This is a genomic window from Sorangium sp. So ce590, assembly GCF_051521365.1.
Taxonomy (GTDB): domain Bacteria; phylum Myxococcota_A; class Polyangia; order Polyangiales; family Polyangiaceae; genus Sorangium.
Map to the genome: position 1 here is coordinate 1,301,651 of NZ_CP150346.1, position 19,970 is coordinate 1,321,620.

The following is a 19,970-nucleotide window of genomic DNA, read 5'->3' on the forward strand; positions in this document are numbered from 1 at the left end:
GCCCTCGCGCTCAGGGCGCGGCGTCGCCGGCGGACGACGGCTCCGCGCCCTCGGTCGGCTCGATCGGCGTCGGTTCCCGGCGCGGCGCGCCCGCGGGGCCGGCCGAGCCGAAGGGCTGGGTCATCGAGATGCGCGAGCCCGGCTCCATCCGCCGCGGGAACGCGCCCGACACGGACACGAGGAGCGTGTTCCGGACGATGCGCGTGTCGGGGAGCTCCGCCGTCCTCGCCGCGGTGCGCTGGTTCGTGTGCTGGTACCGGAGCGCGAGCGCGAAGTCGGGGATGACGATGGGAGGGCTCCAGAGCAGCGCGACGTCGGTGAGCACGGCGATCGTGGTCGGCCCCGTCTCGAGCTCCCCGGCCGCGTTCGCCTCGAGAGCTTGCGCGATCTGACCGCCGGCCGAGCCCTCGACGGACAGGTGCCAGGCAGGGCGGAGGGGCGCGGCGGCGCGGAGCGTCAGCTGATGCGAGAGCTGGATCTGCTGCAGGAAGACGTTGGGCGTGGCCGAGTAGGCGTACGCGAGCTCGGCCTCGCCCCGATCGTGCGTGTAGCGCAGCGCCGCGAGCCCCGCGGGCCGCACGAGCGAGTCGGCGCCGCCGGTCAGGTCCGTCGCGACGACCCCGCCGAGGTCGAGCTGGCTCGAGAAGCGGCGGCCGAGGTCGTGCTGCCAGCTCGCCACGAGCGTCGTCAGGAGCTGGTCGCGCGCCGTTGTCGTGTCCTCGGTCGTGGGATCGGTGTCAGTCACCGGGACGTTGTCGAAATGGGTGTAGCCGACCGAGAGCGCGAGGGCCGCGGTGTCGTGGCGGAAGATGCGCTGCGCGCTCAGCGTGTTCGCCGCGCTGTACGTGCGCTGCGGGCGAGCCTGGAGCGGGTTGTAGACGAGGAACGTCGCCGCCTGCCCGAGCGCCCAGACCGGCGAGGCCTGGAACGAGAAGCCCTCGTTGAACGACGCCTGCACGAAGTTCGTCGTCCCGCCCGCGGTGCCCTGGACCGTCGTGGTCCCCGGCGTCTGCTCCAGCTGGAAGGTGTTGAGCTGGCCCTGCGACCCGGCCGCGCCGAGCGTCAGCGACGTCCTCGGCGAGGTGACGAAGCGGCCGGACCACATGGCCATGTTCGAGTACGAGCTCGCCTCCGAGTGCAGGAAGAAGAAGCTCGTCGAGAACGTGTAGGACAGCGTCTGCGCGGTCCGCGGCGTCGTGTAGGTGAAGATCAGGCCGGGGCTCGCGGTCCCGAAGCCGTCGGCGTCGGGGCCGGGCCCGGCCGGAGGCTCCGCCGCCGAGCTCACGTTGTCGGTGATGCCGATCGACCCGGTGAAGACGCCCTGGAGATACGCCTCCTGCGCTCGGGCGTCGTCGTGGGTGAGGATCGCGCAACCGAAGGCCGCGACCGCAATACCTCGTCCGGAGCGCATGAGGGTCGCAAGGTAACCATGGAGCCGGCGCGCGGCTACGCCTCCCCGACCTTTCGGGCAGGGAAGTCGCCGGCCGTGCGCCGAGCGCTCAGGCGTCGAGCAGGACGACACCGAGGATGGGCGCCGGTCGGAGCTGGTCGATGGCCTGGCGGATCGCCTTGCGGGTCGACTTCTTGACCAGCGACGTCAGAAGGACGCCGTCCACCGAGTCGCCGATCACGTTCATGTCCATGCTGCCGAGCACGGGCGGTGTGTCGATGACGATGTATGAGTAGCCCGCGCGCTTGAGGCTCTCGATCGCGGTCGAGAACGCCACCGAGTCGAGGATCGGCGGCCGCTCGGTGCGCGGATCGACGGCCAGGATGTGGACGGGCGTCTGGACGGAGAGCCTCGGGTCGGGCGACCTGCCGCCCATCGGCGCCGCGCTCCGGTCCGACACGTCGATGCCGTCGTCGCCGGGCGCCACGGCGGGCGCCGGCGCCGCCTGGTCGACGACGACCCAGGGGGCGAACCGGTCGGAGGCGTGCCGCTGGAGCTGCTCCGTGAAACAGCTCGGGGGCTCGAACCGCAGCGCCTTCGCGATGCCGGGCTTGCGGATGTTCGCCTCGACGAGGAGGATCTTCCCGCGGACGGTCTCGCGGAGGGCGAGCGCGAGGTTGATGGCGCACGACGTCTTGCCCTCGCCCGGCCCGGCGCTCGTCACGGCGATCGTGGTCCCGGAGCCCGACGGCAGCTTGCGCCGGAGCGTCCGGTAGGCGTCGGCCTGAGGCGAGTACGGCGCGTGGATCATCACGATGTTCGCATCCACGGCGTCCGGCAGCGGCAGCGGGCGGACGGTGACCTCGCCCGGGCCGCCCAGGGACTCCGCCGGGAGCAGCCCGGCGCTCTCCGGCACGCCGGGCAGCGAGCGCATGTGCTCGATGTGCAGCGACGGCGGCTCCTCGAACGTCGGGTCCAGCGACTGCAGCTTCGCGTCCACGGCCTGCTGCGCCGGGGTCGACACCACGCGGTTGAACATGAGCGACGGCGGCGAGGAGAACGCGGCGGTGCCCGAGCGCTCGAGCGGCCTCTCGGGCGGCGGCTGCTGTTGCTGCTGCCGCGGCGGCGGCGGCACCTCGCGCACCGTCACCTCGTGCGCCGCGGGCGGCACCACGCGATCGAAGACGAGCGACGGCGGCGAGCGGAAGGTCGCGCTGAACGAGCGCTCCAGCGGCGGCGCCGCGCCCGCAGGAGGCCCCGCCGCGTTGCGGACGCCCACGTCGCGCGCCGGCGGCGCACCGACCCGCTCGATCGGCCCCGGCAGCGCCGATGAGCTCGCCGCTCCCGGGCCGCTGGACACGAGCCCGGGGCTGCTCAGCGTGGCGCTCAGGTCCACGACGCGCGTCACCACCGGGCCCGCGAAGTGCCGCTCGGGGCCGGGCGGCAGCGCCGGCGCAGGCGCGCCGTGCATCGCCGGGTGGCCCTGGGGCGCGCCGCGCTGCTCCCCGGACAGCCCCGCCAGGAACATCGCCGCGGTCTGCGGCGGCCCCTTGATCGGCGGCTGCATGCCGGGATGGCCCCCCGCCATCGGCGCGGGGCCGATGCGCAGCCCCATCCCGTGCGGCGGCTGGTGCCCCATGTGCGGCAGGTCCTGGCGGATGGTCGGCGAGTCGAACGCGGCGTTCGGGTCCTCGTGGCTGGAGCTCGGGCGCTCCGCCGCGACCAGGTCCTCGGCGTCGTTCGCGAGGCGCAGGACGCGGGCGATCATCTCCTCGCGCACGTCCGGATCCGGCGCGATCGAGCGCCAGTTGCCGACCACGTTGCGGAGCCGGCGCGCCTCGATGACGAGCGCGCGGACCCGCGCGGTCTGCTCCGCGCGACTCAGGAAGTCGCAGACCTGATCGAGCGCCCGCTCCAAGGAAGCGACCGGCGGCGGCTTTCCCGGCTCAGCTCCGCCTGCTTCAGCCACGGCGCCCCCGGGACCCGCGCGCGGCGGCCGGCACGACGACGAGCACCGGAGCGAGCGCCATTCGATCGATATCTTCCATGTCGTAAACCCGATCGTCGAGCACGATGCCACGCGCTGCTGCGGCGGCGATCCCGGCCGCGACGGACGCGAAGAGCCCCGCGACGGCGAGGATCAGCCGCGACGGGCTCGATGGAGCGCTCGGCCTGTACGCCGGGTCGAGCACCTCGATCTGCGCCGAGTAGCCGCCCTGCTCCGAGCTCGCCGCCATCTCCGCGCGGAACGACTTGCCCTCGAGATCGGCGAGCCGCTGCTGCGCCCGCGCCTTCTCGCGGCTGAGCCGCGACCAGTCGGTCTCGGTGTTGATGATCGCCTTCGCCGTCTCGCTCGCGTCGGCCGCGGTCCCGATCTTCGCGCCCCTGCGCGCCGCGATCTCCCGCTCGATCTTGGCGAGCTGGGCCCTGATCTTGGCCTTCTCGGCCTCGTCGGTCGCGGGGACCTCCATCACGGGCTCCGGCGGGGGCGGCACGAGGAGCGCCGCCTCGGCGCGCCGCAGCGCCGCCTCGGCGTTGTTCACGCGGGCGACCGCGGCCCGGACATCGGGGTGCTGCTCGGTGAAGCGCGACTGCTTGTCGCCCAGATCCCGCCGCGCGGTCGCGAGCTCTTGCTCCGCCTGCTCCTTCTGCCGGACGAGCGCGGGGGAGGGCAGCCCCGTGGCGCTCTGCGCCGCCTGCTCCGGCTTGCCGGTGAGCCGGCTGCGCAGGCGGGGCACCTGCCGCTCGAGGGCCTCCAGCGTCGGGTCGGTGGTGGTGGAGCGGCGCTCCCGCTCGCGGACGGCGGCGCCGGCCTGCGCGCCGCCCGCCGTGTTCTGCTCGGCGGCGAACTCGGGGTGCTCGGCCAGGAACGCCGCGAGCTCGGTCTCGGCCTTCTCGACGTCCTGCTCGGCGCGCTTCAGCTCGGCGTCGAGGAACTCGTTCGTCAGCTTCGCCTGCGACCTGCGCATGCGCGTCGTCTCCTCGACGAGGATGTCGGCGAGCCGCTGCGTCACCTCCTGCGCCTGCTCGCGCGTCTGCCCTTCGGCCGAGATCGCGAAGGTGTCGGTCGAGCGGGCCTTGAAGGTGATCTTGAGGCGGAGCCGGTCGACCGCGTCGACCATGCCCCGCTTCTCGAGGACCTCGGGGAAGAGGTTGAACTCGGTCACGACCTTCTCGAGGTTGGAGCGCGCGAGCAGCGTCTCCTTCAGCCGCGCGGAGAGGGTGCGGAGCGGGTCGGGCCCGTCGGGCCCGAGGTACGTCGCCTTCACACCCTCCCGGTAGAAGATCACCGTCTCGGAGCGGTACGCGGGCTTCCTCGACTGCACGACGAGCACCGTGAACCCGATCCCCGCGAGCGCCACGAGCACCGCCACGTACCAGTGCGCAAGGGTCCGGTTGATCATCGCGCTGATGCTGGGCGGCTGCGGGCCCCCAGGTCGCGCCGTTGCATCGACGGGAAGCGCCCCGAGCGCCTCCTGGGGCGGGTTAGGCCCGGAGGTCTGCTGGTTCATCTTCTTTGTCCATATTCCGCGCTCCTCGAAGGTTGCGTTGCCCTTGCTCCGCCCGACCCGGAGAACGCGCACCCCAGTCCGGCAGACGGCTGCCTATCGTAGACGTGCGACGCCCGAGCGCCAGCTTGTTGCACGCGGCCTGTGCTCACCGCGTGCTAGCTCACGCCCATCACGCCCCCGGCGCACGCAGGAAGCGGCGTGGCCACGGCCCCGGTCGCAGCGGCGCGCCGAGCGCTCCGAGCGCTCCCGTCGCGGCGCGCCGCCGCGGACGCTATCGCCGGGCCGGCGGCGCGCGCGCCGCCTCCGAGCGTCACGTGGGGAACACCCGATCGAGGCGCAGCAGGCGGAAGATGGCGCGCGGCTGATCCCGCAGCCCCACGATGCGCACCTGGCCGCCGTTGGCTCGTACCCGCTTGAACAGCGAGACGATGACGCCGACGCCGGAGCTGTCGATCAGCCGGAGCGACGAGAGCTCGAGCGTGATGTTCTGCCGGCTCTCGGCCACCAGCTCGTCCACCAACGTCCTGAACTCCGGCGCGGTCACCGCGTCGAGGGTCCCCTCGAACTGCACAACTGTCTCACTGCCGTTATCGGTCCGCGTATAGCTCATTGGATTTTGATTCCCCCTGCGGCGCGGGCTGCGCCCAAGCGGGAGACGCTCCGCATTCGAAAACTGCTCGTCCGATGCCCCGTCGCCCCGGCGAAATCGGCATCGGAATGCTCTTGTTCGCTGCTGCCTTCACTGTCGTCGCCGGCGATGCATGAGCTGCCCTCCCGCCGCTTCACCAGGCGGAGGACATTCGGGCTGCCAGGACAGTAATCGACCTCATCCATGAACGACTTGATGATGAAGAGCCCCATCCCGGACTCGGGGAGGTCGTCGATGGGAGGGTTGTCGATGGCCGCGGGATCGAAGCTGCGACCCGTGTCCATCAAGCGGATGATGATGCCGTCCGCGCCGGATTCGATCTCGATGTCGACGTCGCCCGGTGGCCCATCGCGGTATCCGTGAATGGCGATGTTGTTGAACGCCTCGCCGAACGCCGAGACCGTCTGGTCCTCGAAATCCTCCTGGGTCATGCCGGGCGATCCGCCTTCGACCCTCCCAGGCGTGGCCATCTTGCATGCGGCCGCCACCACGCGGAGGGCGAGGTGGCGATAGGTCAACGAACCTGGTACGCGGAGTCGGATCACGCCCAAACCTCCATCCGAGCTTGTACCCTACCACGTTCTCGACTATGGGAGCCACAAGGTAAACAGTGACACCTGGCGTTCGTGTAGCGAAACGTGCGATCGACCTCGCGGGCTCGCTCGTGGGTCTCACGCTGACCCTCCCGCTCTACCCCTTCATCGGCGCGGCCATCTACCTCGAGTCGCCCGGGCCGATCTTCTATTTGCAGCGCCGCGCCGGGATGCTCATCGGCACGGAGGTGCGGGATGGCGTCAGCTACCCGCGGTTCGTCGAGTTCCATATGCGCAAGTTCCGTTCCATGCGCGTGGATGCCGAGAAGATGACCGGGCCCGTGCTCGCCCAGCAGGACGACCCCCGCATCACGCGCGTCGGCCGCTTCCTGCGCAAGACGCGCCTCGACGAGCTCCCGCAGTTCTGGAGTGTGCTCATGGGCGACATGAGCATCGTGGGGCCGCGCCCCGAGCGGCCGGAGCTGCTTGTCAACCTGGCGCTCGCCATTCCCTTCTTCGAGGAGCGGATGCGCGACATCAAGCCGGGCATCACGGGGCTCGCGCAGGTGTCGCTGGGCTACACCGGCCGCGCCCCGGCGGAGAGCGAGGTCGCCGCCTTCGAGGCGACGCTGACGAACCCGTTCGGCCTCGAGGAGGCGGAGGGGGCCGAGGCCGACGACATGCGGATGAAGCTGCTCTTCGACCTCGCGTACGCCGCCTCGCTCGAGAAGCTCTCGACGTTCCTGCAGATGGAGCTCTCGATCATCCTGAAGACGCCGCTCGTGATGGTCCTCGGCCTCGGGCGCTGAGCAGGCGCCGCGCGCCCCGCACCCCGGCGCCTGCGCCGCGGCCGCCAAAGCTCCGCGCGCCAGCGATCCCCGGCGGGATTTCGGGCGCACGGAGCTAGCCCCTCCTGCTGAGCGCGAAGATCACGAGCATCACGACGACGTCGGCCAGGATGAGCCGGTACGCGTCGCGCTTCTCGAGCCGGATCGAGAAGTTCGGGTCGACGCTCCTGATGGCGCAATACAGCGCCCCCGCGAGGCCGAAGTAGATCCAGAGCACGTAGTGGTAGGTGAACGAGAGGAAGAAGATCCCGACCATCATCCCGCAGAACCCGGCCATGATCGCCATGGACCAGGCGCGGATCATCGCGAACTGGGCGCCGTGCTCGTACCGCTTGAGCGCGACCAGCGAGATCTTCAGCGTGAGATAGATCATCGCCGTCCACGCGAACATCCCGAGCGGGCCGAGCTCCGAGAGCGCGAGAAGGTACGCGTTGTGCGCCGTGAGCCAGTGGTGCTCCGTGAACTGGCGGTAGCCCGCGCCGATCAGCGGGAACATCCGGTAGATCAGGAGGCCCTCGGAGAGGATCTCGGTGCGCTCGTTCGCCGACTCGTCCGCCTCGCCGCCGCCGCGGCCGCCGAGGAGCATGAGCGGCGCCGCGAAGACCGCGCCGAAGACCGCGCCGCGGAGGCCGTACTTCTTGACGAAGTAGACGCCCAGCACCGTCGCGAAGACGAGCTGGCCGCCCCGCGACTGCGTGAGGATGATCGCGGTCGCGATCACGAGCAGCGAGGCGAGGACCAGGAGCGCTCGCATGAACGAGCGCTTCTGCTCGAACAGGGCGAAGCTGAACGGCAGCACGATGCCCGACGTGAGCGCGAGCTCGTTCGGATCCTGGAGCACGCCGCGCCAGCGCACGCGGCCGTTGATCGTCGACGTCTTGAAGAGGCCGACGCGCTCGCACAGGTACTCGGCCTCGGGATCGGCGCCCGGCGCCTCGCGGCAGTCCACGCGCCTCTCGCAGGACCGGCCGTCGGGGATGCCGGCCTCTCCGCGCGAGCCGCCGATGGTCTGGGTCATCGCGAGGCACTGAAACGACGAGAACCCCTGGTGCACCGCGACGCCCGCGACGAAGAGGCCCATCACGAGCACCGTCGTCGCGAGCTTCTGGAAGCCCTTGAAGCCGTCGGGGCTGTGCCCGATCAGGAAGAAGAGTACGAACGTCACGCTGATCGCGACGAAGTTCGCGGAGAAATCGCCGGGGTTCCGCAGGCCGAGCGTGATCACGCACCAGACGTAGACGACGATGGCCCACCGGAGCTGCGGCGTCGCCTTCAGCCGGACCTTGCCCAGGGCGAGGTCGAGGCCCATGCCCATGAAGGAGAGGGCGAACCAGAGGTACAGGAACGGCAGGCTCTCGAAGCGCTCGTCCCATTCCTGGGGCCTGCCGTAGATGAAGATGATGAGAAGAATGACCCCGGGGAGCGCGAGCATGACGAGGGTCCTCAGCGAAGACGCGGTTCGGGTGAAGGGGGACGTTCCGGAGAATCGCGGCCTGCGTCAAGCAACTTGCGCTCGCTCCTCCCGGCGACATCGGTCGCCGCCCTCTCGATCTCGATCTCAATCTGGATCTACGTGCTGAGGCCCATGCGGCGCACGGCCTGGTTCAGGAACGGCACGAGCTCGTCCGCGGTCCTCTCGTTGCCCTCGCGCGAGGGGTGGTTGTCGGTGTTCCCCTCCGAGCCGAACAGGGAGAAGTTGGACTCGCCCTTGTTCGTGAGCACGTCGTAGTAGTCGAAGACAACGACGTTCTTCTCCGCATAGCCGCTGAGCCAGCCGTCGGGCGACTTGACCCAGTTGTTGAACGAGCGGGCGAGGTCGGCCTGCCGCTGCGCGACCTCGGCCTCGGACGGCTTGCCGAGGATCTGCTTCGCGGTCCACTTCCACGCGGGCTCCTTCGAGCGCTTGAGGACGTTGGCGGGGGCGGTGACGTAGACGAACAGCGTGTCCTTCCGCTTCGCGAGGTCGGGCAAGAGCGAGGCCAGCGTGGCCTTGGCGTTCCAGACGGTGAGCTCCGGGCCGGCCGGGTTGCCGGGGGCGGTGCCCTCGCCGACGAAGCGGTTGTTGGGATAACAGGACTTGAAGACGACGATCCGGTTCACCACGCCGTCCGGGTGCATCTGGTCGTTCAGCGCGACCCGGAGCACCTTGTCCATCTTGTCGCGGAACTTGGGCGCCCAGTCGAAGAGATCGGTGTTCTCGCCGATCTCGCTGCCGTAGGAGGCCTCGTGGACGCGGTAGCCGTGCTCCGTGAGCCTCTTCTTGAGGCCCCCCCCGTTCGGGTGCGCCTCGTAGACGCACGACGCCTTCTCCTTCTCGGCGCCCGGGTCCGTGAGCAGCTGGCCACCGCAGGAGTGATGGATGAACAGGAGATCCAGCGGGGTGTCGGGCCGGGCGCTCGAGAAGCCCGACAGATCGAGCGAGGTGGCCTTCGCGATCGGGCCGGTCGCGGCGGGGGCCTTGCCCTCGATAGGGATGAACAGGGCGCCCAGCGCGACGAGGAATGCGCCGGCTGAGACGAGGTGCTTCTTGTTCATGACATCTCCGTGGAGGGGGCGGGCAAGGAACCTAAATTATCGCAGGGCGCCGCGCCGAGGACAAGCCGACCGGGAGTCCCCCTCGCCCCCCGAGCGCGGGGGCGACCCAGGTCCACCGCGGGCGGCAGGGCGATCGGCTCAGAAGGTGAGGACGCCGCCCTCGTCGGCCTTGGCGGCCGAGCCGGGACGGATCGTGATCTCGTCCCCGCCGCCCGCGGGCTTCCGGATCACGTCGTACGAGGCGCCGGGGGCGAGCCCCGTGACGAGGTGCTTCGTCACGCCGGGCAGCGAGGTGAACTGCACCTGGGACACGGCGCCCAGATCGACAGGGAACAGGACCAGGGTGCCCTTCACCGCCGCGCCCACGAACGGCGTGCCCTGCTTCGTGCGCACGAGCGTCGCCGGCGTCGCCGCGGCGTTGCCGGCCGCGCCCTCCAGCACGTGGAGGAAGCGGGCGTCCTTCGGCATCGGGGCCGGCGGCTCGGTCCGCAAGGTCGCGAGCATCGGCTCGAACTCGGCCGGCTTCGTGTCCCAGGTGCCGGTCGGCTTGTACGGCTCGGCCACGACGACGGCGCTCTCCGGCAGCAGCGCGGTCACGAAGAGCTTCTGCCCCTTGGGCGTCGTGACGGTCGCGAGCTTCCCCGCGACGAGCGCGGCGCTCGGCGTCTGCAGGAAGAACCGCTTGAAGCGCCCCTCCTTGCCCGTCGCGGCGCGGTCGTAGATCACGAGGTGGTCCGGCTTGAGCCACACGAGCGAGCGGCTGACGTGCGTGACGTCGTTGATGTTCTCGTAGTCGGAGTTGTAGAGCGGGGTCGCGTCGCCGAGGACGTAGACGTGGTCCTGCGCGAAGCTCTTCGCGAGCACCCGGGGATCGTTCGTGTGCACGAGCGGCCACTGGGACCCGCTCCGCCAGAGCCAGCCGCGGTTCGGGTCGTCGTGGCGGCGGTTCCGGTCGTTCTCGACGGCGAGCGTGTTGTGCTGCTCGGAGCTCCCGAAGAAGGCGCCGTACCCGATGCGCTCCTTCGTGAGCCACTCGCCGCCGCGGTAGAAGCCGAAGCTGAGGCCGTCCCCGTGCTGGTGATCGATGTGCTCCCAGCCGAGCTGGAACTGGAGCCACGCCGCCTCGGGGCCCCAGCTCGTCCTCGCGAAGACCTGGCCGAGGCCGGGGCCGTAGTGCGTGAGCGGGATGGAGGGGCGCGGATCGGTCGGGGTGACCGCCGGGTCGAGCAGCAGGAAGTACAGGATCGAGTGGCGCTTGTGGACCTGGCCGAGCTGCGAGCGGGCGCGCCGCGCGAGGCCGGCGGCGCCGCCCGGGCTCGCGTGGACGGCCATCCAGCGGAGCGCGTTGAGGCGCTCGGCGTTGCCGCTGTTCTGGGCGTGGAGGCCGAGCGCCGCGAACGGATCGATGTGATCTGTGTACTCGTAGCGCTGGCCGTCGCCCGTCCACGCGGCCTCGTGGGTCGGCCCGATCCGGCCCGCCGGCGCGGCGGGGCTCAGGCTGTGGACGTGGGCCGGGATGAACTCGTGCCAGAAGGGGTTGCCGTCGAGGTGCACCTGCGGGCCCCACTTCGCCGGATCGGCCTCGCCGGCCGTCTGGATGGCGAGGAGCGTCTGGCTCACGTAGGCGAGCGTCGCGGGGCCGTACTGGAAGCCCTCCGGCGGCGCGCCGCCGCGCGCGTCGTTCCGGAGGATGTGGTCGGTCATGTAGAGCCACGCCCCGGTGACGTTGGCGAAGTAGTCCCTGAGCCGCGGGTAGGTGCCGCTGTGCTTCGGATCCGGCGGATCGTCGGCCTCGTCGAACGCGAGCGACAGGAGCGTGAGGTTGCGCATGTGCGACGTGAAGTAGTTGTTCACGGCGTACCTGCGCTTCCGCGGCTCCTTCAGCATCGCCGGGTCGTTCAGCTTGCCCACCGGCTCGGGGTGGTCGTGGCTCGTCGTCGACGACTTCAGCTGATCCTCCGCCCAGCGCAGGAACACGGGCCGTATCGCCGCCTTGTCCTGGGCCGAGAGGTACCCGTAGATCCAGTCGACCGTGAGGCCGAACGACTCGCCGGCCCAGCGGGCGCGGTCGCCTGTCGAGAATCTGTGGTTGAAGGGGTCCTTCGGATCTCCCTTGTTCACGCGGTCGACGATGTAAAGCAGGATCTTCCGCGCGCGAGCGGCGTAGTCGTTGCGGGCCGCCTCGTCGCTCGAGACGAGCGACATGAAGGCGAACAGCTCGGCGTGCGCCTCGCAGTAGACGCGGCTGAAGGCGCAGTCGCCCTCGGAGGGGATGCTCCCCTTGTCCATCGCGGCCACGGCCTCGGCCGTGACGGTGGCGAGCTCCTTGAACATGGGGTTCGCCGGCGTGGCGCGCGCCCGGAGCCCCGGCAGGTCGGCCGCGCGCACCCAGAGCCGCGGGTGCCCCTTGACCGGCGCCGCCGCCGGCGCGGGCGGCCCCGCGAAGCGCGGCGCCGCGACGCCCGGCGCCGCGACCCCGAGCGCCGCGGCGCCGGCCTGCGTCTGCGGGTCGGCGCCGCTGTGGACCGCCGGGGGCCCCGGGGTCTGCCGCCGGTCGCACCCGGCGAGCAGGCCCGCGAGGCCGAGCGCCAGGGCGAGCGACGCGAGCGGCGCCCGCCGCGTCATGTCGCGCGGTCCCGGAGGTAGGCGAACGCCCGCTGGAGGCCCTCCTCCGTGGAGACGAGCGGCTTCCAGCCGAGCGCCTTCAGCTTTGTGTTGTCGAACCGGTTCCCCTTCCAGGACGTCGCGGTCTTGTACGGCGTGAAGACGGCCGGGAGCTGCCCCTTCGAGTAGGCGTGATAGCGCTCGACGAGCTTCGATATCCTGGTGAGGGCGACATAGGGCACCGAGAGCGAGCGGATCGGCTTCACCTCGCGCTTGTAGCGGGCGAGGTAGACGTCGGCCGTGGGCAGGTCGTCGTCGTGGACATTGTAGACCTGCCCCTTCGCGACCTCGCTCCGGCCGGCGATGGCGATCGCCTCGGCGCAGTTGTCGACGTACGAGAGCGGGAGGAGGTTGCGCCCGCCGAGGTGCAGGAACACGCCGAACAGGCTCATCCCCACGCGGCCGGAGAAGGCGTTGCCGCCCGGGCCGTAGATGACGCCGGGGCGGAGCACCGTGAGCGGGAAGCCGTAGCGCGCCTGGTACTCCCAGAAGAGCTTCTCCTGCCGGAGCTTCGCCTGCGAGTAGAGGTCGCGCTGCGCGGGGCGCGACTCGAGCGGGGTGTTCTCGTCGACGATGTACCCGCGCGGGAGGTCGGCCACGCCGTAGACGCCGAAGGAGCTGACGAGGATGACGCGCGGCGATCGGCCCGTGTGGACCAGCGCCTCGAGCAGGTTCTTCGAGGCGACCACGGTGTTCAGGAACATGTCCGCGGGCGCGCCGCCCATGGCCGCGGCCACGTGGTAGACGACGTCCACGCCCTCGACCGCGCGCTCGGCGGCCTCCTTCGTGGCGAGGGAGCCCACCGCGACGTCGAGGGGGGCGCCGTGGCGCTTCTCGAGCTCCTCGAGCCGCGCGCGGTTGCTCGCGGGGCGGACGAGGCAGCGGATGTCGGTCTCGCCGTGGGCGAGCAGCCGGTCGACGAGGGCCGACCCAAGGAAGCCGTTCGAGCCGGTGACAAGGACTTTCATGTGCGCGCCTTCTCCTGCGGGACCTGCCGGAAGATCTCATCCATCATCCACGCGACCCGGATCATGTCCCGGTACGAGATGGGCAGCTCCGCGCCCCGCGTGATGCTGTCGTAGAAGAGCGCGATCAGGCGGTTCATCCCCGAGAAGAAGTGGAAGTCGCTGCGGGCGAACCTCACCACGTTCCTGCCCCCTTCGCGCAGGTACGAGAGGGCCTGATCGAAGGCCGGGACGACGCGCCCGATGGCGCTCGGGAGCTTCGGCGACGCGTCGAGCGTGACCGTGCGGCTCGTGTAGTCGACGTGGAGCGTGTTCTTCGTGCCGTAGACGCGGAGGAAGTGCCCGGGCGGCCGCGCGTGCGACGAGAAGGTCCCGTAGGCGCTGACGCGCGCGCCCTGCACCGTGACGCGGAGCTCGTCGAGCATGTCGTCGCGCGCGTCGCCATACCGCTTCTCCCGGAGCGCGTAGGCCGTCGCGGTGACCTTCGGCTGCTCGTCGTCCACGAACTCGACGATCTTGTTCAGCAGGTGATCGATGTTGTTGTGGAACAGCTTGCCCGGCAGGCGATGGACCCAGTGCGTGCCGTCGCCGAGGAGCGCCGTGCCGAAGGGGCCGGAGAGGTTGTAGCCGAAGCAGCTCTCCACGTGGACGGGGTCGCCCAGCACGCCGTCGCCGATGAGCCTCCGCATCTCGATGGCCGGCGGATCAAACTGGTACTCCCAGCCGAGGGTCATCTTCTTCCCGGCCGCGGTGCAGAGCTCGATGAGGCGCCGCACGTCCGAGAGGTTGAGCGCAATCGGCTTCTCCACGTAGACGTGGGCGCCCGCCTCGATGGCCCGCCGCGCGAGGAACAGGTGCGACTGCGGAGGCGTGGTGATGTGGACGACATCGGGCTTCTCGACGTCGAGCATCCGGTCGAACGAGTCGTAGTGGCTCGGGATGCCGTAGCGCACCGCGATCTGCTCGGCCATCAGGAGCTCTAGGTCGCATACGGCGACGACCCGAGCCCGCTCCGGCATCTTCTGGATCTCTTCTATGTGGCCGTCGGCGATCTTGCCGCAGCCGACGATCGCGATTTTGAGGGTCATGGGGCGGCGGAGCGTACCGCAACGGGGCAGGCGAGAGCTAGGCTCTCGGGCGCCTCGCCTCGCCGCGCGGGCGCTTCGCCTCGCCGCGGCTCGCCTCGCCGCGCGCCGCGAGCCGCCGGAGCGAGGGGCCGGGGCGGGCCGCGCCGCCGCGGCGCTCCTGCGTGGACGAGCTTGGTGACGGTCGCGACGGCCTCGGGTAGGCTGCGCGGCGCATCATAGAGAAGGGCGGTGATTCGTGCGCGTGCTTCATGTTCTTCATACGTCGTTGCCTGTCATTGCGGGGTACACGATCCGCAGCGACTACATCGTCAAGCATCAGGCCGAGCACGGGATGCGTCCGGCGGTGGTGACCTCGGCGCAGCAGGGGTCCGGGGACGCGCTGAAGGAGGAGATCGGCGGCATCTCGTACTGGCGGACGCGCGAGCCTTCCGGCAAGAAGCTGCCGCTCCTCCGCGAGCTCTCGCTCGTGCGGGCGCTGGAGGCGCGCGTCGAGGACGCGATCCGGGAGTTTCAGCCCGACGTCGTGCACGCGCACTCGCCGATGCTTGTCGGGCTGCCGGCGCTCGCGGCGGCGCGCCGCTTCGGGCTGCCGCTCGTCTACGAGGTGCGCGACCTCTGGGAGAACGCCTCCGTCGACCGGGGCAAGTTCGCCGAGGACTCGGTGCCCTACAAGATCGCGGCCGGCCTCGAGACGGTGGTGTACAGGTACGCTGACGCGACGGTGACGATCTGCGAGAGCCTGAAGAACGCGGTCGCGCCGCGGGTGCGCAGCACGGACGCGCTCCACGTGGTGGGCAACGGCGTCGACGCGGACAAGTTCGCGCCGCGGGAGGCCCCGCCGGGCGCCTGGGAGCGCTTCGGGCTCGCCGGGAAGAGGCTCATCGGGTATGTCGGCACCTTCCAGCCGTACGAGGGGCTCCAGACGCTCATCGCGTCGATCGGCGACATCGCGCGGGAGGTCCCGGACGCGCACGTCGTGATCACGGGGGCCGGCGGCCAGGAGATGGAGCTCAAGGCGTTTGCCCGCGAGCGAGGCGTGGAGTCGAAGGTGACGTTCACGGGGCGGGTGCCGCACGACGAGGTGTTCAACATCTACGCGATGGCGAGCCTGCTCGTTTATCCGCGCATCCGGACCCGGACGACCGCGCTCACGACGCCGCTGAAGCCCCTCGAGGCGATGGCCATGGCCCGGCCCGTGATGGTCAGCGACGTGCCGGCGATGGGAGAGCTCGTGCGCTATGGCGAGACCGGGTTCGTCTTCAAGGCGGGCGACAGCGTCGACCTCACGAGGCGGTGCGTCGAGGCCCTCAAGGACCCGGAGCGCCTCGATCGCGTCGGCAAGAACGCGCGGGAGTGGATCCTGAAGGAGCGGCAATGGCCCACGCTGCTCTCGCAGTACCAGGCCATCTACGAGCAGGCGATCGCCGCGCGGCGCGGACGGGGCAAGTCGCCCGTCGGCGAGGCGCGCGCGGCGTGAACGGCCGCGCGCGACGGGGAGCAGGCGCCCGGCAGGCACGGCTCCGGGCGCGCTCCCTGCGCGCGTGAGCCTCCGGAGAGCGCGCCGCGCGCCGGGGGGCCTCGGGGGCTCTCCGGCGCGCGGGGCGATCCCGAGGCTCGCCCCGCGCGATCCGGGGTATGATTCTGCGGCCCCATCCCGCCCCTTCGGGAACTGGCAGGAGGTCCCTCAACGTGTTCGAGATCAAAGTCGACCGGATCCACTCCATCGTGGATTTCGTCCTCGAGGGGCGTGTCCGCCTCGAAGAGATGCAGAACTTCGTCAGCGAGCTGAGGAAGGCGTGCGAGGGCCTCCAGGGGCGGGAGATCAAGATCAAGGCCGATGTCCGGGGCTTCCGGCCGATGTCTCCCGATGTGGCGGAGAAGATCCGCGCCGTCCAGGAGTTCGGCCTGGAGCTCGGGGTGATGCGCGTGGCCGAGATCATCGAGAGCGACATCGTCGCGCTCCAGCTCAACCGCGTGGCGCGCGAGAGCGGCACGGACAAGGTCCTCCGCCGCTTCTGGGACGAGGACGCGGCCCACGAGTGGCTCCTCCACGGGGATCCAGAATAACGCCGGAGCGCGGGCGACGCGGCGCTAGAACAGGGGGGCCGGGTCGCACGGGTGCGGCGGGCGGTACCGCTTCAGGATCTCGGCCACGGCGTCGAGCGGCAGGGCGGGGGCGTGGTGGCCGCTGTGGCCGGTCGTGTCGACGCCGGCGCACATGGCGTTGAGGATCGCCTCTTCCACCACGTCGACGGTGGCCTCGTAGAGACCGTCGATCTCGGTGTCGAGGACGAGCTCGGCCATGTGCCGTCCGGGCGCGAGGGGGTGCACGCTGAGCGAGCGGCTCGACCGGGGGGCGCTCCATCGCTCGGTGGCGACGCGAGGCACCCGGTTCGCGGTGCTCCACGCGAGGACGATCTCGCCGGAGTTGTTGGCCGCGTACCCGCCGGTCCGGCCGATCGCGAGCGCGGCGCGCCGCGCCAGGCGCGCGAGCTGGCGGTGGATGAGCGGGGCGTCGGTGGCGACGAGCACGATGATGGAGCCGGCCGGGCCCCGCCGCGGGATGTGCGCGAACCGGTCGCTGATCAGCCGGCCCACCGGGACCCCGTCGACGCGGAGCAGCTCGCGATCGCCGAAGTTCGAGAGCACCAGCGCGCCGACCGTGGACTCGACCCCGCCGACCGGGACCGAGCGGCTCGAGGTGCCGATCCCGCCCGCGAAGTGGAAGGTCTGCATGCCCGTGCCAGCGCCGACGCTCCCCTCGGCCACAGGGCCACCCCGGACGTTGTCGAGCGCCTCCTCGACGTCGGCCTGCGTCACGTGGCGCCCCACCGTGTCGTTGAGGAAGCTGTCGTCGCACTCGGCGACGACAGGGATCACGACGTCGTCCTCCTGGCCGATCCTCGGATGACGGTGCGAGAGCCACGCGACGCTCGCGTCGAGGACGCGGCCGACGCAGAGCGTGCTGCAGAGCAGGATCGGCGTCTCGCAGAGGCCCCACTCGTTGATCTGCGAGAGGCCGGTCACCTCGCCGGCGCCGTTCAGCACGTAGCTGGCGGTGAACACCCGATCCAGGAAGATGTCGCCGTCGGCGGGCATCACCGCGGTCACGCCCGTGCGCACCGGGCCGATGCCCGGGACGAGCTCGCCCTCGCCCTCGATCTTTGTCACGTGGTGGACCCGGACCCCGGTGACGTCCGTGATCGCGTTCTCGGGACCGGTCGGAAAACGACCGATCGCGACGCCGAGATCGCGCAGCCGAGGGCGCCTGATCGAGGCCGAGGGCGCGCTCACGGGCCGGCGACCTCGCGGTCCGCGACGGCGGCCGTGGACGCCGTGGAGGAGAGGGGGGCGGGCTCCGCCGCGAGCGGCGCGGGCCCGGCGAGCGCCGGCTGGGGCGCGGCCAGCAGGCCGGGCTCGGCCGCCGGTGAGGCGCCCCCCGCGCCGGCGGAGACCGCGGCGGGAAGGGCGGCGGCGGAAGGGGCGGCGGCGGCAGGGGCGGCGGCGGCAGGGGCGGCGGCGGGAGGGGCCGCGGCGGCGAGGGCGGCGGCGGCGGCAGGAGCCGCGGCGGCGAGGGCGGACTGCGGCGCCGCGGCGCGGGCCTCTCGGTGGCGCTTGAGGCAGCCGGCCATGATCTCGCCGATCAGCGTGCGGTAATCCATCCCCGCCACCCTCGCGATCACGCAGAGATCGCTGAAGTCGGGGGTCAGGCCGGGCAGCGGGTTGATCTCGATGACGTACACCCTGCCGTCCTTTGTCATGCGCAGGTCGACCCGCGCCACGTCGCGGCAGCCGAGGGCCGCGAACGTGTCGCGCACGACCTTCTCGATGCGGCGGAGCTCGGACGGCGTGAGCTGCGCGGGGCAATCGAAGCGCACCCGCGGCGTGTCCGCCTGCTTCTCCTCGTAGCCGTAGACCGGATAGGAGGGCGGGTCGACGAAGACGACCTCCATCGGCGGCAGCACCTTCGTCCGCCGCTCCCCGAGCAGGCCCACGGTGAACTCGCGCCCCGTGACGTACTCCTCGATGAGGGCCGGCTGGTGGTAGCGATCGACGAGCTGCCTCGCCGCGGCGCGCGCGGCGGCCTCGTCCTTGACCACGGACGAGGAGGTGATCCCCTTCGAGGTCCCCTCGGCGTTGGGCTTCACGATCACCGGATAGCGGAACGGCTTCAGCTTCTCGCGCCCGGTCGTGACCACCTGCCACTCGGCCGTCTCGATGCCGGCGGCCCGCAGGATCTGCTTCGTCAGCCCCTTGTCGAGCGCCAGCGAGAGCGTCGTCGCGTCCGAGCCGCTGTAGGGGATGCCGAGCAGCTCGCAGAGCGCCGGCACCTGCGCCTCCCGGCCGCGGCCGCGGAGCCCCTCGGCGATGTTGAAGACCACGTCGACCCCGGAAGCGGCGAGCGCGCGCGGCAGATCCGGGGTCGCCTCGAGCGGGACCACGGTGTGGCCGTAGCTCTCGATGGCGCTCGCGATCGCCTGGATGGTCCGCGGCGAGTCGAACTCGGCCTCGGAGTCGGACGCGGCGCCGGCGCCCGCCTTGCCAGCGCCCCCGTCGGCCGCGGCCGGCTCGCCCCGCTTCATGTTGTAGGTGAAGCCGACGCGGAGCGCGGTCCGCTTCGCCCGGCGCGGCGGGTTGCTCTCCAGGAGCGGCAAGAGCCCCCGCCGCTTGCAGGCGCTCCTCACGATGGCCCGGATCACGCCGTCGAAGTCGACGCCGCGCTGGGCCGCGGCCACGAAGACGCTCGCGCCCGGCTGGAGCGTGGGCAGCCCGTCGACCTCGAGGAAGTGCACGTCGTGGCCCTGGCCGCGCACCGACGACGGGGTGACCCGGAACTCGCAGCGCGCGTGGTCCTTGAGGTCGAGCGCGCGCACGATGCGCGCGGTGAGCGACCGGATGCGCTCGATGACGGGCGCGGGCAGCTGCGCGGGCCGGCGCGTCACGTGCTCGGGCCTCGCGTGCTTCAGGTTGAAGTCGTACACGTTGTAGCTGCCCGGCACCTGGGGATCGATCACGAACTCGATGGGCGTGAGGACCCCCTCGGGGACGCCCGCGCCGTTCGGTCGCGCGCCGCTCGCCTCCTTGAGGCCGTCGACGAAGGAGCACGCGACGTCGACGCCGGCGATGTAGTGCTCGACGAGCAGCCCCGCCTCGAAGCGCGCGAGCTGCCGCTCGACCACCTCGGCGAGGTGGTACGCGTCCTCGCAGACGCTCCACTCCCGGGAGATCCCCTTCGAGGAGCCCTCGAAATTCGGCTTCACGATGACCGGGAAGCTCATGTCGTCGAGCGCGCCGCTCTCCAGGGTGGTCCGGTTGACGAGGCGGGCGCGCGGGGTCGTGACGCCGTAGCTCGCGAGGACGCGCTTCGTGAGCGACTTGTCGAGCGCGACGTTCAGCGTGTAGGCGTCGGAGCCGGTGTACGGGATGCCGAGCTCGTCGAAGAGCGACGGATAGAACGCCTCGCGCGTCTTGCCCTTGTGGCCCTCGGCCGTGTTGAAGATGAGGTCCGGCTGGACCGCCTCGAGCCGCGCGAGGACCCGGGAGGCCGGCCCGCTGACCTCGATCCGCTCCACCTCGTGCCCGGCCCGCTCGAGCGCGCCGGCGATGGCGGCGATCGTCTCCGGGCTATCGAACTCTGCTTCCTCGGCGGACCCCGTGATCTTCAGGTTGTGCGTGACCGCGATACGCATGGTCTCTCCTGTGCCGCTCGTCCGGACCGCGCCTCCTGTGCTCTGTCGGAGGCGCATGCGCGTGTGAGATTACGGTGAGCGCGCCTGATTTGCGGG

15 protein-coding genes are annotated in these 19,970 nt (G+C 71.1%); 3 read left to right on the top strand and 12 right to left on the bottom strand.

The window, feature by feature from the left end; genetic code table 11:
* Positions 1-10: 10 nt before the first annotated feature.
* The 5 genes from WMF28_RS04755 to WMF28_RS04775 form a co-directional block, all read right to left on the bottom strand.
* Positions 11-1,411, bottom strand: coding sequence for a hypothetical protein (locus WMF28_RS04755; RefSeq protein WP_437600844.1), 1,401 nt, complete (start codon positions 1,409-1,411; stop codon positions 11-13).
* A gap of 88 nt (positions 1,412-1,499) precedes the next feature.
* Positions 1,500-3,359, bottom strand: coding sequence for a CpsD/CapB family tyrosine-protein kinase (locus WMF28_RS04760; RefSeq protein ID WP_437600845.1), 1,860 nt, complete (start codon positions 3,357-3,359; stop codon positions 1,500-1,502).
* Positions 3,352-4,794, bottom strand: a complete 1,443-nt coding sequence (locus WMF28_RS04765) for a GumC family protein (protein ID WP_437600847.1) — start codon at positions 4,792-4,794, stop codon at positions 3,352-3,354. Before WMF28_RS04765 ends, WMF28_RS04760 begins: the two co-directional genes overlap by 8 nt.
* A gap of 418 nt (positions 4,795-5,212) precedes the next feature.
* Complete coding sequence (locus tag WMF28_RS04770) at positions 5,213-5,512, bottom strand: STAS domain-containing protein (RefSeq protein ID WP_437487014.1); 300 nt, start codon at positions 5,510-5,512, stop codon at positions 5,213-5,215.
* Positions 5,509-6,096, bottom strand: coding sequence for an ATP-binding protein (locus WMF28_RS04775; protein WP_437600848.1), 588 nt, complete (start codon positions 6,094-6,096; stop codon positions 5,509-5,511). The genes WMF28_RS04770 and WMF28_RS04775 overlap by 4 nt, the downstream gene beginning before the upstream one ends.
* A gap of 65 nt (positions 6,097-6,161) precedes the next feature.
* Between WMF28_RS04775 and WMF28_RS04780 the strand changes: the two genes are divergently transcribed.
* Positions 6,162-6,893, top strand: coding sequence for a sugar transferase (locus tag WMF28_RS04780; RefSeq protein ID WP_437600849.1), 732 nt, complete (start codon positions 6,162-6,164; stop codon positions 6,891-6,893).
* Between the two features lie 94 nt (positions 6,894-6,987).
* Here WMF28_RS04780 and WMF28_RS04785 read toward each other — a convergent pair whose 3' ends face one another.
* From WMF28_RS04785 to WMF28_RS04805, 5 genes are all read right to left on the bottom strand, one after another.
* A complete protein-coding gene (locus tag WMF28_RS04785) occupies positions 6,988-8,364 on the bottom strand; it encodes an O-antigen ligase family protein (RefSeq protein WP_437600850.1) in 1,377 nt (458 codons plus the stop codon).
* A gap of 137 nt (positions 8,365-8,501) precedes the next feature.
* Positions 8,502-9,467: a hypothetical protein gene (locus WMF28_RS04790; RefSeq protein WP_437600851.1), complete on the bottom strand. Its 966-nt coding sequence runs from the start codon at positions 9,465-9,467 to the stop codon at positions 8,502-8,504.
* Positions 9,468-9,605: 138 nt separating this feature from the next.
* On the bottom strand, positions 9,606-12,092 hold the full coding sequence (locus tag WMF28_RS04795) for a hypothetical protein (protein WP_437600852.1): 2,487 nt from the start codon (positions 12,090-12,092) through the stop codon (positions 9,606-9,608).
* Entirely contained in the window at positions 12,089-13,099 is a 1,011-nt protein-coding gene (locus tag WMF28_RS04800) for an NAD-dependent epimerase/dehydratase family protein (RefSeq protein WP_437600853.1), read from the bottom strand. Before WMF28_RS04800 ends, WMF28_RS04795 begins: the two co-directional genes overlap by 4 nt.
* On the bottom strand, positions 13,096-14,184 hold the full coding sequence (locus WMF28_RS04805; RefSeq protein ID WP_437600854.1) for a Gfo/Idh/MocA family protein: 1,089 nt from the start codon (positions 14,182-14,184) through the stop codon (positions 13,096-13,098). The genes WMF28_RS04800 and WMF28_RS04805 overlap by 4 nt, the downstream gene beginning before the upstream one ends.
* A gap of 265 nt (positions 14,185-14,449) precedes the next feature.
* Here WMF28_RS04805 and WMF28_RS04810 point away from each other — a divergent pair, with 265 nt between their 5' ends.
* Positions 14,450-15,661 (top strand): glycosyltransferase, encoded by a 1,212-nt coding sequence (locus WMF28_RS04810; protein ID WP_437600855.1) that lies wholly within the window; start codon positions 14,450-14,452, stop codon positions 15,659-15,661.
* A 212-nt stretch (positions 15,662-15,873) separates the two neighbouring features.
* Positions 15,874-16,251 (top strand): STAS/SEC14 domain-containing protein, encoded by a 378-nt coding sequence (locus tag WMF28_RS04815; RefSeq protein ID WP_437600856.1) that lies wholly within the window; start codon positions 15,874-15,876, stop codon positions 16,249-16,251.
* Positions 16,252-16,275: 24 nt separating this feature from the next.
* On the opposite strand, the gene WMF28_RS04820 is transcribed toward WMF28_RS04815, so the two are convergent.
* Both WMF28_RS04820 and WMF28_RS04825 read right to left on the bottom strand, forming a co-directional pair.
* Complete coding sequence (locus WMF28_RS04820) at positions 16,276-17,478, bottom strand: P1 family peptidase (protein ID WP_437600857.1); 1,203 nt, start codon at positions 17,476-17,478, stop codon at positions 16,276-16,278.
* A complete protein-coding gene (locus WMF28_RS04825; RefSeq protein WP_437600858.1) occupies positions 17,475-19,874 on the bottom strand; it encodes a D-alanine--D-alanine ligase family protein in 2,400 nt (799 codons plus the stop codon). Before WMF28_RS04825 ends, WMF28_RS04820 begins: the two co-directional genes overlap by 4 nt.
* Positions 19,875-19,970: the final 96 nt, after the last annotated feature.